The sequence below is a fragment of the Pedobacter sp. NJ-S-72 genome (assembly GCF_053890575.1).
Window position 1 is genome coordinate 2,150,093 of record NZ_CM132681.1, and the last position, 13,481, is coordinate 2,163,573.

Annotated in this window: 20 protein-coding genes, 1 pseudogene and 1 riboswitch; of the genes and pseudogenes, 8 read left to right on the forward strand and 13 right to left on the reverse strand. The window is 38.8% G+C overall.

Features of this window, described 5'->3' with window-relative positions; translation table 11 throughout:
• Window positions 1–2: 2 nt before the first annotated feature.
• Window positions 3–596 carry a cob(I)yrinic acid a,c-diamide adenosyltransferase gene (locus ACWYN3_RS14385; protein ID WP_456221759.1) on the reverse strand — a complete coding sequence of 198 codons (594 nt, stop codon included), beginning with the start codon at window positions 594–596 and terminating at the stop codon, window positions 3–5.
• A 172-nt stretch (window positions 597–768) separates the two neighbouring features.
• Between ACWYN3_RS14385 and ACWYN3_RS14390 the strand changes: the two genes are divergently transcribed.
• The 6 genes and pseudogenes from ACWYN3_RS14390 (at window position 769) to ACWYN3_RS14415 (ending at window position 4,942) form a co-directional block, all read left to right on the forward strand.
• A complete protein-coding gene (locus ACWYN3_RS14390) occupies window positions 769–1,926 on the forward strand; it encodes a hypothetical protein (protein WP_456221760.1) in 1,158 nt (385 codons plus the stop codon).
• Between the two features lie 20 nt (window positions 1,927–1,946).
• Window positions 1,947–2,264, forward strand: a pseudogene (locus ACWYN3_RS14395) (hypothetical protein); the annotation flags it as partial.
• A gap of 153 nt (window positions 2,265–2,417) precedes the next feature.
• Complete coding sequence (locus tag ACWYN3_RS14400; protein ID WP_456223014.1) at window positions 2,418–2,990, forward strand: TIM-barrel domain-containing protein; 573 nt, start codon at window positions 2,418–2,420, stop codon at window positions 2,988–2,990.
• On the forward strand, window positions 2,909–3,424 hold the full coding sequence (locus tag ACWYN3_RS14405; protein ID WP_456221761.1) for a TIM-barrel domain-containing protein: 516 nt from the start codon (window positions 2,909–2,911) through the stop codon (window positions 3,422–3,424). Before ACWYN3_RS14400 ends, ACWYN3_RS14405 begins: the two co-directional genes overlap by 82 nt.
• Before the next feature lie 53 nt (window positions 3,425–3,477).
• Window positions 3,478–3,909, forward strand: coding sequence for a DUF5110 domain-containing protein (locus ACWYN3_RS14410; protein ID WP_456221762.1), 432 nt, complete (start codon window positions 3,478–3,480; stop codon window positions 3,907–3,909).
• A gap of 157 nt (window positions 3,910–4,066) precedes the next feature.
• A complete protein-coding gene (locus ACWYN3_RS14415; protein ID WP_456221763.1) occupies window positions 4,067–4,942 on the forward strand; it encodes an Rpn family recombination-promoting nuclease/putative transposase in 876 nt (291 codons plus the stop codon).
• A gap of 71 nt (window positions 4,943–5,013) precedes the next feature.
• Here the strand turns inward: ACWYN3_RS14415 and ACWYN3_RS14420 are convergent, their stop codons facing one another.
• The 5 genes from ACWYN3_RS14420 to ACWYN3_RS14440 are packed head-to-tail and all read right to left on the reverse strand — an operon-like array spanning window position 5,014 to window position 7,581.
• Complete coding sequence (locus ACWYN3_RS14420) at window positions 5,014–5,889, reverse strand: TonB-dependent receptor domain-containing protein (RefSeq protein WP_456221764.1); 876 nt, start codon at window positions 5,887–5,889, stop codon at window positions 5,014–5,016.
• Between the two features lies 1 nt (window position 5,890).
• Window positions 5,891–6,412: a hypothetical protein gene (locus ACWYN3_RS14425; protein WP_456221765.1), complete on the reverse strand. Its 522-nt coding sequence runs from the start codon at window positions 6,410–6,412 to the stop codon at window positions 5,891–5,893.
• Window positions 6,413–6,414: 2 nt separating this feature from the next.
• Window positions 6,415–6,957, reverse strand: a complete 543-nt coding sequence (locus tag ACWYN3_RS14430) for a TonB-dependent receptor (protein ID WP_456223015.1) — start codon at window positions 6,955–6,957, stop codon at window positions 6,415–6,417.
• Window positions 6,876–7,058, reverse strand: a complete 183-nt coding sequence (locus ACWYN3_RS14435) for a hypothetical protein (protein ID WP_456221766.1) — start codon at window positions 7,056–7,058, stop codon at window positions 6,876–6,878. The genes ACWYN3_RS14430 and ACWYN3_RS14435 overlap by 82 nt, the downstream gene beginning before the upstream one ends.
• Window positions 7,059–7,113: 55 nt before the next feature.
• Complete coding sequence (locus ACWYN3_RS14440; RefSeq protein WP_456217022.1) at window positions 7,114–7,581, reverse strand: helix-turn-helix domain-containing protein; 468 nt, start codon at window positions 7,579–7,581, stop codon at window positions 7,114–7,116.
• Window positions 7,582–7,651: 70 nt separating this feature from the next.
• Here ACWYN3_RS14440 and ACWYN3_RS14445 point away from each other — a divergent pair, with 70 nt between their 5' ends.
• Window positions 7,652–8,932: an ISL3 family transposase gene (locus ACWYN3_RS14445; RefSeq protein WP_456221767.1), complete on the forward strand. Its 1,281-nt coding sequence runs from the start codon at window positions 7,652–7,654 to the stop codon at window positions 8,930–8,932.
• Window positions 8,933–8,954: 22 nt separating this feature from the next.
• Window positions 8,955–9,275 carry a transposase gene (locus tag ACWYN3_RS14450; RefSeq protein WP_456221768.1) on the forward strand — a complete coding sequence of 107 codons (321 nt, stop codon included), beginning with the start codon at window positions 8,955–8,957 and terminating at the stop codon, window positions 9,273–9,275.
• A 1-nt stretch (window position 9,276) separates the two neighbouring features.
• Here the strand turns inward: ACWYN3_RS14450 and ACWYN3_RS14455 are convergent, their stop codons facing one another.
• From ACWYN3_RS14455 to ACWYN3_RS14485, 7 genes are all read right to left on the reverse strand, one after another.
• A complete protein-coding gene (locus ACWYN3_RS14455) occupies window positions 9,277–9,438 on the reverse strand; it encodes a hypothetical protein (protein ID WP_456221769.1) in 162 nt (53 codons plus the stop codon).
• Window positions 9,439–9,480: 42 nt separating this feature from the next.
• A complete protein-coding gene (locus tag ACWYN3_RS14460; protein WP_456221770.1) occupies window positions 9,481–9,882 on the reverse strand; it encodes a hypothetical protein in 402 nt (133 codons plus the stop codon).
• On the reverse strand, window positions 9,843–10,487 hold the full coding sequence (locus ACWYN3_RS14465; RefSeq protein WP_456221771.1) for an ABC transporter ATP-binding protein: 645 nt from the start codon (window positions 10,485–10,487) through the stop codon (window positions 9,843–9,845). The genes ACWYN3_RS14460 and ACWYN3_RS14465 overlap by 40 nt, the downstream gene beginning before the upstream one ends.
• Window positions 10,487–11,515 carry an iron chelate uptake ABC transporter family permease subunit gene (locus tag ACWYN3_RS14470; RefSeq protein WP_456221772.1) on the reverse strand — a complete coding sequence of 343 codons (1,029 nt, stop codon included), beginning with the start codon at window positions 11,513–11,515 and terminating at the stop codon, window positions 10,487–10,489. The genes ACWYN3_RS14465 and ACWYN3_RS14470 overlap by 1 nt, the downstream gene beginning before the upstream one ends.
• Before the next feature lie 12 nt (window positions 11,516–11,527).
• On the reverse strand, window positions 11,528–11,944 hold the full coding sequence (locus ACWYN3_RS14475) for a hypothetical protein (protein ID WP_456221773.1): 417 nt from the start codon (window positions 11,942–11,944) through the stop codon (window positions 11,528–11,530).
• Window positions 11,928–12,650: a hypothetical protein gene (locus ACWYN3_RS14480; protein ID WP_456221774.1), complete on the reverse strand. Its 723-nt coding sequence runs from the start codon at window positions 12,648–12,650 to the stop codon at window positions 11,928–11,930. The genes ACWYN3_RS14475 and ACWYN3_RS14480 overlap by 17 nt, the downstream gene beginning before the upstream one ends.
• Window positions 12,651–12,725: 75 nt before the next feature.
• Window positions 12,726–12,922: riboswitch (cobalamin riboswitch) on the reverse strand.
• Window positions 12,923–12,935: 13 nt separating this feature from the next.
• Window positions 12,936–13,472 (reverse strand): AAA family ATPase, encoded by a 537-nt coding sequence (locus tag ACWYN3_RS14485; protein ID WP_456221775.1) that lies wholly within the window; start codon window positions 13,470–13,472, stop codon window positions 12,936–12,938.
• Window positions 13,473–13,481: the final 9 nt, after the last annotated feature.

Here is a 13,481-nt window from a genome sequence, read left to right on the forward strand (position 1 = left end):
GGTTAAGGTTTTAATGCCGGATCTGTATTCTTGAACCGCTTATAAAGAAATAACTGCCATTTTTCTTCTGCCACACCTGCTTTATCCATTTCAGCTCTCGAAAGGGTGAAAAACAAATCAGATAAACGATTGATGTAAGCAGGAATGGTATCATCGACCTCGTCAGCTTTGATTAAACTTACCAATCTTCTTTCTCCTCTTCGCATTTGCGTACGCACCATATGACAAAGTGCAGAAATTTCATTTCCTCCTGGCAGGATAAAATAATCAGAAGGATGCGTCATTGCATTTTCAAGCTCATCAATCCAGGTTTCGCAGAACACAGGGCCGTCAACCGGCATTGGGTTTGTATTAATTTTTGCGGCGTCAGACGGACGTGCCAGATGTGACATCATATCCATCAGGTCTTTCTGAATTTTATGCAAATTAGTTTGCCATTCATGTTTATCCCCTAATTTTACTCTTAGCATTCCTATAGTAGAATTCACTTCATCCAGTGTACCAACGCATTCTACCCGTACATCATCCTTATCTACACGTTTCCCTCCAAAAAGACCCGTGGTTCCTTTATCTCCTTTTTTAGTATATATCTTCATTTGGTTTTGTTCTTGTATCTACAACACAATTTTAATGAATAAAATCTAAACAGGCTCTAAAAAAACAAGGTTAATATTCTTTGTTGTAAATTGAACAAACGTTTGCGCTGAAATCTAGCTTTTCAATTGTTTAGGTTTGGATTGTAAAATAATCCTGAACGCTATAACCACGATGAAAAGACTAATATTATGTGCCCTGACAGCTTTGTTTTTCGGCAAATCTTTTGGGCAGAAAACTGCTTCTGATCCTAAAATATTCTGGTCAGAAAACTTTAAAACAGGCAAATTACCAGAAGGCTGGAAAAACGTAGATCAAAGCACACAAAACATTGAATGGCTGGTCACAAATCAACCTTATCCGGGCTCTTATCAGTATCAGCAGCAGGCACCCCCTATAGCTTCAAAAAGCCGCGGATATCATCTTCAATTTCAAGCGGGTTATTTTGTAGATGAAGATCAGCCACGCTGGATTAAAAAAAACTGGCACCCTGACACCTGGATGCAAACTAAAAGTATAGATTGCTCAGGCAAATCATCTGTTATCTTAAGATTTCAGCAAACTTTCAGATATAATAATGAGTCTGCGGCTCCGGGGGCTGGTTTATTTGTTGGCGTGAGTACTGATGGTGTCAAATGGACTGATTATAATGTGATGAACAACGCACCAGCTGCCAAGGATATGTTTACACCTATTAACCAAGAGCTTAACATTACAAAAACAGCAGCTAACCAGCCTAAGGTATATCTTCGTTTTTACTGGAAAGGTTATTATAGCTGGTACTGGATGATTGATGATATTGAACTGGCAGAAGCCTATAAAAAGGATCTTGCTCTTGGACGTTTAACGTCACATAATGAAGAAGAAAACACTTTTACTAAAACCGACGTTTTAGCGGTAACTGTAAAAAACAGCGGAATTGAAACAATTCGTTCAGCATTTAAAGTTTTTTGTAAACTGGATGGGAAACGAGAGATTGTGGCGGAGGTTCCGGCAAGTAAAAAAGGAATTGCACCGGGTGCAGAAATCACGGTTAATCTACCTGCAACAGACTTGACAGACAGACCTATGCATGCTTTAAATTTCCGTTTAAAATATGATGAGGATGAAAAAGAATCCAATAATAACCTGCTGGTTAAAATCAATGCGAAAGAAACTAAAGTTGGAAACCTGACCGCTTTCAAAGCTGATAAAAATGAGTTTAACATCTCTGCAGGTCTATCTGCCTTTAAAGTAATCTTTTATAGTGATGATATTTTCAGGATCTGGATGACTCCTGACGGCGAATTTACCAACCCTGCCGCTAACGATATCGTAGTCAGCTATGAGTAAAAAATCCTGCAGTCACCGCTGTAGATAAGGGGGGTTATTATCAACTTAAAAGTGCCGCCTGTGTGGTTAGGGTGTATAAAAGCCCATTGCGTTTTGCCATGTATGACCTAACAGATAGCAAAGCCATTTGGGAAGAATCTGAACCACTATCTTTTGGTGCACATACAAAACAAAGTATGAAACGTCATGCGGATGAATATTTTTATGGTTGCGGAATGCAAAATGGTTATTTTTCACACCGTGATAAAGATATCCTGATTGAAAAAGGTAACGGATGGGATGATGGCGGAAGAGCAAATCCTGCGCCTTTCTATCTTTCAACAGCAGGTTATGGCGCATTCAGAAATACTTTTGATGTAGGCAAATACTCATTTAAAGAAAATCTGCAATTTACACACAATGAGAATCGTTTTGACTGTTTCTATTTCTATGGTCCATCCATAAAGCAGATATTAAATGGTTATACGCAAATTACCGGCCGCCCATTTTTAATGCCGCGCTGGGCATTAAGTTTAGGTGATGCAAATTGCTATAACCGGGGTTCTAAAGGAAATGAGAGTAAAAATTATAAGGGAACCGGAAGCACCGGAACCACGCCTGATGTAATTAAACTTGTTGCAGATAAATATGTAGCTAATAACTTCCCCCGGGGATGGATTTTACCAAATGATGGTTATGGTTGTGGTTATACCAAACTGGATTCTACGATTACTGAATTACATAAACGTGGTTTTTATACTGGTTTATGGACAGAAAATGGCGTAGATAAAATTGCAAAAGAGGTTGGTCAGGCTGGTTCACGCTTAGCGAAATTGGATGTGGCATGGGTTGGCCCAGGTTATAAATATGCATTGGATGGTTGTAAAGCTGCTTATGAGGGTATAGAAAATAATAGTAATGCGCGTGGTTTTATCTGGAGCGTAATGGGCTGGGCGGGAACGCAAAGATATTCTACAGTCTGGTCTGGTGATCAGAAGGGTAATTGGGAGTATATCCGCGCTTCCATATTCCAACTATCATTGGTTCTGGTCTGTCTGCACAAAATGCAGCAACAGGAGACGTAGATGGTATTTTTGGCGGGAGTGATTCCACTTACGTAAGAGATCTTCAATGGAAGTGTTTTACACCTGTTTTAATGGTGATGAGTGGCTGGTCGAAAAAAGACAAACAACCTTATAATTTTGATGAGCCGTTTGCATCCATCAACAGAAAATATTTACAGCTTAAAATGAGAATGACACCTTACATGTACACTTTATGTGAGGAAGCTTATGAAACGGGGGTACCTGCTTCCAGAGCCATGGTTCTGGAATATCCTGAAGATCCGGTAACACGCGATAAAAAGACACAATACCAGTTTATGAATGGCGCCTCTTTATTAGTTGCCCCTATTTATAAAAGTGAAGCAAAAAGAGATAGTATTTATCTGCCAAAAGGCAACTGGTCCGACTACTGGAGCGGCAAAACCTATCAGGGAAATACCTGGCTGAACAACTAGAGGCAGGGCTGGAAAAACTCCCTCTATTTGTTAAGGAAGGAGCGATTATTCCTATGTATCCAGCAATGAATTATGATGGTGAAAAGAAAACTGACAGCCTTACACTGGATATCTATCCTTTCCAAAAATCTTCTTTTGATCTGTATGAAGATGATGGTCTGACACGTGAGCACCGCAATGGGGCTTTCTCTAAAACTTTATTAGAAGTAGATGCTGGTACGGGTGTGAACGTTAAGATTAATGCTTCCAGAGGAGACTTTAAGGGCCGTAATCTAAACCGGGTATATTTGATTGATATTCACCAAGCTAAATTACCTGCAAAAGTTTCTGTGAATGGAAAAGGTATTAAAGGTTATGTGAGCAAAGAAAGTTTTGACAAAGCTTTAGTTGGTTATTATTTTGACTCGGTTGATAAAGGTGGTATAGTACATATCAAAACAGCTGGCTTAAGTACTTCAGCTGCACAGCTGGTCTATTTAAAATAGGTCTGATCTTGCTGTGTTGAAACCGCTTGGGTCAAATGACCTGAGCGGTTTTTTTATGCAGGATTCAAAATACAACAAAACAAATTATTCACAATAAAGATATTTATTACCTTTTAAATAAAAAAAGAGATTAAGTTGGGCATAAATCAATTGAATTATGTCAGAGAAAATAAATAAATACATTGATCCACTATCAGATTTTGGTTTTAAACACCTTTTTGGTGGCGAACCTAACAAAGAAGTCATGATTGACTTTTTGAATGCGCTTTTTGAAGGAGAGAAACACATTACAGATATTGTATACAATCCGACTGAGTATGGCGGTAATGATGAAGATCATAAAAAGGTTTGCTTTGACTTACTGTGTACGGGCACGAATGGGGAGCAATTTATCGTAGAAATGCAACGGGCAGCACATGATAATTTTGCAGACAGGTGTATTTTTTATTTAAGCAGGCTCATACACCAGCAAAAGCTGCCAGGCAACCAGGGCAACTGGAAAGTCAAACTAAAAGAGGTATTTCTAATCGCTATACTCGATTTTAAAATGAAAGGAGGATTGGAAGACCATTATCTCCAAAGTATTTCGCTGGTTAATACGAGTACTAATGAAATATTCCACAATGGACTGGGATTTAAGTTTTTGGAACTGCCTAAATTTGACAAAAAAGAAGGTGAACTGGAAAATGAACTGGACAAATGGGTGTATATGCTTAAACACATGCACAGTTTGAATCAGATTCCTAAGTATCTGGACAAACGTATTTTTCAAAAAATATTTAAAATAGCAGAAATGGGAAGACTATCAGCAGAACAACAATTCCTATACGAATCAAGTTTGATGCATAAAGCAGATTACGAAAGTACTATTGAATATGCCGCAGAGAGAGGCTTAGAACAGGGCTTAGAAAAGGGCATGGAAAAGGGCTTAGAAAAAGGTATACGTCAAAATTCTATTGAAATAGCAAAGAAAATGAAATTAGAAAATTTTGACTTTGTTAAAATTGCACGGTTTACAGAAACTTACAATTGAAGAAATTGAAAAGCTATAAACAAAAAGAGGTACAATACGATCGCATTGTACCTCCTTTTACAAAAACTGTTTTAGAAACTGATGTTATATCTCAATGAGAAGTTTCTTCCGGCAAGATTAAAACCGCGTTTCTCATAGTAATTTTCATCTGTGATATTATTCATCATGAATGTAACTGTATGTCTGGTCCTATAGGTATAGCTAGCTGCAAAGTCAGCCACCATAAACTCAGGATAAACAATTTCAGGATATTTAGAATCATTGAAATCTGTATCCTTACGTTTCCCTACATATCTGCCACTCAACCTAAGATCTAGTCCTTTCAGGTTATTAAACTCAAAACCATAAGTTGAAGTAAAGTTTGGTACATTGTAAATATCTTTAGTTGATTCAGTACCATCAGCTAATATGGTAACCTCTTTGGCTTTTGATGATTTCGTTGCATTTGCAAAAACTTTTAAAGAATAATCTTTCGCCGCCAATGTTCCAAAATCCCATGCAAATTCAGCTTCAAAACCATTTATATTTGCTTTATTAGCGTTAACATAAGTCATACGGGTACCTATAGGAAAACCACTTGGAGTAGTTTCTGTTGGAACAGGTACAGTCGTTTTAGTTGTAATTCTATCTTTTATATAAGTATTATAGTAAGTAAAATCAGCAGTCAATCCCCATTCAGGTTTGTTGAACCTTAAACCTGCATCCCACGAAATACTATTCTCATTTTTCAGATCAGGGTTTCCCTGGATCACACTAGCCTTACCGTCCTTAACTTTTTCAGAGTACCCAGCTACATTATAAGCATCCGGTGTCACAAATGCACGTCCTGTAGTTGCATGTACTGTAAACAGCTTACTCACCGCGTACTGAGCTGCTAAACTTGGACTAAAAAAGGGATTGGTTTGTTTACCTCCGGCGTAAGTTGTTAATAATGGAGTTTGCTTCACATTATAAGTGATCAGGTCTAAACGTACACCTGGATTTAATTACTAATTTATTGTCAAGAAAGTTGAATTGTCCCTGAATATATCCCGCAGCAGAAGAAAGCGTGTAATTTGGAGAATATGGGGCTGATTCAGAACCATCTGAATTAAAAGATTGTGAACTTGTGGATGCATTGCTATAATCCAGACCAAAAACCAAACTATGATTTCCTAACTGATAAGCATCTTTTGCCTGTATACCTTTCCAGCTGGTAGAGCTTTTATAAGAAGCATAAGGAGCTAGAAGACCATTTACAGGGAGAAGTGTATTGTTTAAATTGTTCTCCTGTGAAGTATATCCTTTCAGCGTTAAATGATGCTGATCAATGTTACCGGAAATTGTAGCCTCCTCATTATGGCGTTCAATGTCTTTTGTACTTGGCTGTCCGTTTCCGAAAAATATATCACTTGGCGATTCTACATTTTTTGCAGCAAAACGCTCCCCTCTTACATCCAGTCTCCAGTTAGCGTCAAACTGATAACCCAATCTTAAGCTTCCTGAATTATATAGTTCAGCTTTGTATAGTCACGTCTTAAACCATCAGAACGCTTATCATCCATTTCAACAGGTCCGCTTGTATAGTTATAAAGTGCAGTGTTTGCACCCAGCATCTTTCTAAATACATTTCCCTTACCCAACTTCATGTTTTTAGCTCTGTCGAAATTCAGAAAAGATAAATCAAAATCGAGTTTCTTACTGATATTTCCACCTGCAGCAGCACCTAGTTTAGTGGTTTCATAAGATCCGTATTCTGCGAATACATTTCCATGTATATCACCGGATGATTTTTTAGTGATGATATTCACTACCCCCCCCATAGCAGATGAGCCATACAAAGCAGAAGCAGGTCCTTTAAGCACTTCAATACGCTCAATATCAGAAGGATTGATAGTTGAAATACTTACTGTACCCGCCGGACGACCGTCAACTAACAATAGCGAACGTTGGTTTAAGCCACTTGCCTGTGGCCTGAAACCACGTATACCAATACCAGAAGATAATCCCGGATATACTGTATAATACTTACGGATGAATTCTTTTTTAATAAATCTGTTACTTCCTGAGCAGGTGTCATATCTATTACAGACTTCGTAATTACCGTCATACTCTGAGGCACATGACGTCTTTTCACTTCAGTTCTTGAGGAAGTGGTTCTTCGTCACTTTTGGTGAAAGTTTATTAAATAATTACACTTTTAAAACTAGTCCAGATCTTTTTTTAAAGGCGATTCCCGCTTTTTCTAGAAGATTGTATATCTGTGCTTTTTGATATTCCAAGCCGTATTCCTTCTTGATCCATTGCGCCAATAGCGGTCCTGTCCATTTTTCTGATTGAAAGCCGTATTTCTCCGGAGCTTCTTTTAGCACCAGTTCTTTAATCCTGTCTAACTGTTCATCTGATAGTGCACTACGTCTGCCACGTCCCTTTCTATCTTTTAGGCCTTCAATTCCCTCTTGTTCAAATCTATGTACCCAATTGGTTATTTGCTTGAAACTTATATTATGAAGTTCAGATAGCTTCCTACTTGAATGACCTAAAGCAACTAGGTATACCAAATATAACCTTACACCTACAGTGTAAGCGTCATTTGTATTTAATAGTTTCTTTATCTCTCCAGCTTCCGATCGCTGAACTTTTAATACAGATTTTCCCACTATATTTTTCTTTTAATAAAGACAAATATAAGTATAATATATGTGTAATTTTATAATATACTATTGTCTTATGATATCACAGTTTATCCTTCCTTCTAATTTACAGCTAAAAGCTGAAACAATCTATTCAGAACCAGGAGTACTTTATATTCATACTTCTGTTTGTCAAAAATATTCGGCTTGTCCCATTTGTGGCAAAACAAGCAATAGAATCCATAGCAGGTATTCCAGAACCCTTTTAGATCTACCTATTTCCGGACACATGGCCAAAGTTAAGCTCAAAGCGAGGAAATACTTTTGTGATAATGCGGTATGCCCGAGAAAAGTATTTACTGAACGCTTCGATTGTGAAATCAGACCTTACTACAGAAGAATGGTTCGTTCGAATGACCTTCTTAAGCGGATGGCACTTGAGCTGGGTGGAAATACAGGTGCTGCAATCAGTCGCTATGTTGGCGTACCTGTTAGCCCAACCACTATATTGCGTGTGATCAAAAGGATTGAGATCCAGCCTAAGGCATTAACATCTGGTATAATCGGCGTAGATGACTGGGCATTCAAAAAAGGAAAGACTTACGGAACTGTTATTGTTGATCTAGAAAGAAAAGAAGTAATAGACTTGCTGCCTGACCGAGAGTCAGGTACTCTTGCAGAATGGCTCAGGAAGCATCCGGAAATAAAAATAGTTTCGAGAGACCGGTACGGTCCATACGCTTTAGGCGTGAAAACTGGCGCACCTGCTGCCAGCCAGGTTGCAGACCGCTTTCATTTGCTGATGAACCTTGGAGAAGCAACCAAGAGGATCTTTCAATCAAAAGGAAAAGAATTGAGGGAAATATTTACCCTTTATAATGATCCGAAAAGAGGAACTTCTACACCAGTTGAACTTGAACAACCAGCTCCAGGTACGCTGGAAATTACAGAACCGAACGTCTCAACCGCTAATATTAGCGTTGACAGGCTACATAAGTTCGAGAAAGTTAAAGAGCTACGCAGCAATGGTGTTGCTATAAAGCAAATTGCTAGAACCACAAAACTGGCACGAGGAACGGTCAGGAAGTACATACTCATGGAACAGCTTGGGAAAAGACAATCCAGGACTTCAACCAATCTGGAAGCTTTCCTAGATTTTCTTTTGCAGGAACATAATAGGAATAAAACGTACCGGGAACTGCATAAAACCATAATGCAGATGGGATTTAACGGAAAGTACACGCAGTTTTGCGCTAAGATGAATGATCTTTATAACACCCAATCGCTCCCTCGATTAAAACCTCTTTATCCGGTGCCGATTAAGACTTGGTCGCCTACCAGGCTGTCTCTGATGCTATATATGGAACCAGACCATTAAGGGAAATGATGACAAAGACTTTTTGAAATTACTATTTGAAAAACTACCACAGATAAAACAAATGGAGCAACTGGTAAAAGGCTTTAAACATCTCTTTGTTGCCAAGGAGGATGGAATGCTGAAAAAATGGATTGAGGAGGCGCTAAAATCTGAGTGTGGACTGAAGAACTTTGCCAAAAATCTAATGAAGGACTACGAGGCGGTAAATAATGCAGTGATAACAACTATAAGTAACGGACAAGTTGAAGGACAGGTAAACCGAATCAAAAACATCAAAAGAAAAATGTACGGCAGGGCAGGCTTTCAGTTGTTGAGAAAAATGGTTCTCACAAAGTCAGCATAATTCACCAAAAGTGACGAAGAACCGAGGAAGTAACCACTACTTCGTCAAGTGCATTGGTTTTAACAGAATCCGTTTTCTTTTCCTGCGCTAATGCAGGGCTGCTTAATAAAACCGTACCTATCAGCAGGTTTCTAAATGATAATAATGGTAATTTTTTATTCATATATTTTAATATTGGTGTGTAATCGGGTTTAGGATAAAAAAACTACAGTGCAGAAAGAAATCCAAGCAGTGAAGTATAGGTAGTGTGCTTATTATTTTGTTGTACTGTCCAAATAAATTCAGACCCTTCACCAGAAACAGAAACGACCAGGTTATTTTCTTCTGCAAAGGATATATAAAAGCCATTTCTGACCAATGCTTTTTTAGTCCAGAAAGCAGCAACTCCTTCTCCTATTACTTTAATACTGCGTTTCCCGGCATAATGAATATTGAAGGTTCCGGTTGCTGCATCAAATGCAATCCCATCTTTGTCAAAAGCATGCTGAAATGAACCATTTAAAACCAGTTCTTCCGGCAATCCGGCATCCAAATGGCCCCCATTGCTCATTAACCAGATTTGATCTGCTACCTGTAGGGCCAGATCAAGTTCATGTGTAGACAGCAAAATTGCTTTATTTGTTTCTTTAGCCAGCTGATGCAGTAAACGCACAATTGAATACGGCTGGGTAAATCAAGGTGGGCAGTTGGCTCATCTAATATAATTAGTGGCGTATCCTGAGCCATTGCCCTTGCCAGCATTACCTTCTGACATTCCCCGTCGCTCAGACTATCCATCTTTCTACCTAAAAAAGCTTCAGTATGTGTCGCTTTGATTGCCTGGTCAATAATCTGTTTATCCTGCGCAGTCAGTATACCTAACCACCCGGAATAAGGATAACGGCCAAGAGAAATAAGTGAATAGACATCCAGGTTACCAGATCTCATATTATCAGTCAGTACTAAACTTATTTTTTTAGCAACCTGTGCAGGCTTGAGCTTTTTAAGATCCTTACCATCCAGTATAATTTCGCCTTTCAGCGGATGTTGTAATCCCGATATCGTCCGGAGTAAAGTAGATTTACCACAGCCATTTGGCCCCAATAAACAAATCAGCTGCCCCGCATGAAGTTCCAGATCTAAAGGCCCGGCAATAACTTTCGTCTTGTTTTTTCCTGCCTGGTAACCAATTGTTAAGCCTGAGGTATGAAGTAATGAGGTTTGCGCAGCCATTAGAATCCTCTTAATTTAGTTGGCCCTGCAATAATCCAGATCACTACTGGTGAACCTACCAAAGCTGTTATCACGTTAATAGGCAAAACAGTTTGACTTCCTGGCAATTGTGCAACAATATCACAAATCAGCATCAGTACGGTTCCGATCAGGCAACATGCCGGAATCAGGATACGATGACTTGAAGTATTAAATAAAGCTCTCGCTAAATGTGGCACAGCTATACCTATAAAACCTATTGGGCCACAAAAAGCTGTAATACCTCCAGCTAAAATACTTGTACTGCCAATAATCAATATACGTGCGCGTTTGACGGTCAGTCCCATACTCCGTGCATAGTTATCACCCAGCAATAAAGCGTCAAGTAGTTTTGAAGACAAAAACGAAATCAATAAACCAGCAAAAACGACGACGGCAAGGATTGTAAGCTGACCACCTGTCACACCGCCCAGGGAACCAAAAGTCCAGAGCAGATAATCCTTAATCAGCTCGGGAGAACTGAAGTACTGCCAGATACTGATTACTGAAAGCGTGATATTACCAATCATTACACCCACTATCAGTACAATAACATTGTCTTTTAAGGACGAAGAAATTGACACAATAAGTATCATAATCAGAGCTGCACCGAATGAGGAGGCTACAATAATCAGCCAGCTTCCTGAAATACCTAATTCCTTAATCGTATATAAACTCGTGATACTACCAGCAGAAAGCATGACAAGGGCTACTCCCAGACTCGCTCCAGCAGTTATTCCTAAAACTGAAGGTCCTGCAAGAGGGTTCCGGAAAAGTGTTTGCATTTGTAAACCGCTTACTGATAAACCACAACCTACAATTATTGCTGTCAGTGCTTTCGGCAGCCTGATTTTTTCGATGATATAAACCCAGGTATCATTTCCAGAATCGGAGGTAAATAAAACCTTAATCACATCCTTCAACGGAATATGGACGGAACCAAGGGCTACATCAAGCAGAAAAGCTACCAATAATATGGACAGCAGTACTGAAACTTTTATTTTGTTCAATTTCTTAAAGAATTAATTCAATTGCTTGTAATAAACGAGCTGATGATCCGGTAACAATTCAGGGTGAAAAATTTTGATCAGATCACCTAATACTATTTGCGGGTTAACCGATCCGGACTCCCAATAATCATTAGAACCTATATCGTTCACTTTTTTATTAAAATTAAAGATATGACCGTCTTTGAAAGGTTTGAATTCTATATAACGGTTGTCTATTGCCTTAATATCGTCTTTGGTATCTACAGTTCCTACATTCAGCCAGAAATCAGCTTTAAGAGCTACTGGAGCTACAGTTTCAAAATTAAGGGGCAAACTACCTTTTCCATGGATATCAGCCCATTTATAAGATGTGCCTGCATCTTTAAGAAACTGCACCATATAGCTATCTCCATCAGGGACATACCATGTTCCTTTATAAGGGCATACCACAGATTAGAGATGGTTTAATTAATGCTTTTTTTCCTATTTCGGCCAAACGGTTATATTCTTTCTCTACGGTTTCAAATTTAGTATTGACCAATGCCTCTTTATCCATCAATGCAGCCATCAGTTTAACCCATTCTGCACGGCCCAGAGGTGTAGTTTCCAACCATTCGGAATTGAGCATTACAGGTACACCTGCGCCAGTCAGTGTCTCATATTTACTGAATTTAGCGTCCGGGCTTCCCATAACCATCACCAAACCTGGTTTCATGCTGATCAGCACTTCGTCATTCATGGTTCCGTCTATTCCAACTTCTTTTACTTTACCAGCAGTGATGTTTTTTCTTACAGTTTCTGAACTAACATATTGCAAACTTCCCAAACCAGTGATTGCATTTGCAGCTCCTGCGAAATCAGCCAATGCGATATGCATCGATGACATTGCTACTAAACTTTTAACGGGAATTTCTATGAGTTGTGCCTTTTTATATCCTTCCGGAGCCTTTGCTCCTTTAGCGAGTAAAACGTATTGCGCTGTATCTGCATGAGCTCCCATGCCCGAATAAATACTAACCAGCTTATAATTATCATAATAATCGATATTAAAGCCTTTGGCGTATTTTATTTCTGCACTGCCCGTTTTTGCTGAGGTATGTTTTTGACCAGACTGGTTCTGCTTGCATGAGGTAATCAGCAACAGGGAAACTATCAAACAGGGGAATATTCCACTGAATGACGAATATTTTATTTTTCTCATCATAAAGTTTAGCCTTTCTTCCGAAAGCATTTAATAACTATTGATAAGGCAGGTCTTCTGACTTCCTCAAATTACTACCTTCCCTTCATTACGAAAGTGGTTTTTACAGTAATTTTCCAACGAGGTTTACAGCAGCGGAGACTGTTCCGGAATTACACCGGTATTCCCTTAAAGCATTTTATTTCTGTTTAATTATAAAAAACAGGGTCTTAAATAAAATGCAGCCTTAAGACTGCAAACCTAGATAAAATCGAGGATAAATGCAATGCGCTCTGAGACTGAGTTTTTTGGTACGTCTATCAGCTCAAATCCACGCGTTTTATAAGCGTTTCTGATCGCGTCATTAATGAGCGTAGCTTCTTCAAAAGTTTGCCAGCGTTCACTATCGTGAACATAGATCTTCTCCCAGGGAGGAAGGATAAAAACCTGCTTGTGATACGGATGAAGCTTTAAAGCTTCATCATATATTGCTGCAAAATTAATTTGGGCAACGTCCAGATAAGCGATAATATCAGGAATTCCACGATCAAAAAAGGCAAGTTTATCTGCTGGTGCACTTTTCCACGAAGCAAGCATTCCTTCTAATACTTTTGCAGAAAAACAAGAAATATCCATCCAGGGCAGACAAAATGATCCCTTTGTGGTTTCCTGAATAATCATTTTTCTGGATACTTCTTCAGAACAAAAATATCCTTGCTGTTGCAACCCACTAATCAATGTTGATTTTCCAGAACCAGGGCCTCCGCTGATGATATATTTTCGGGATGGATTGATCATACAGAACAA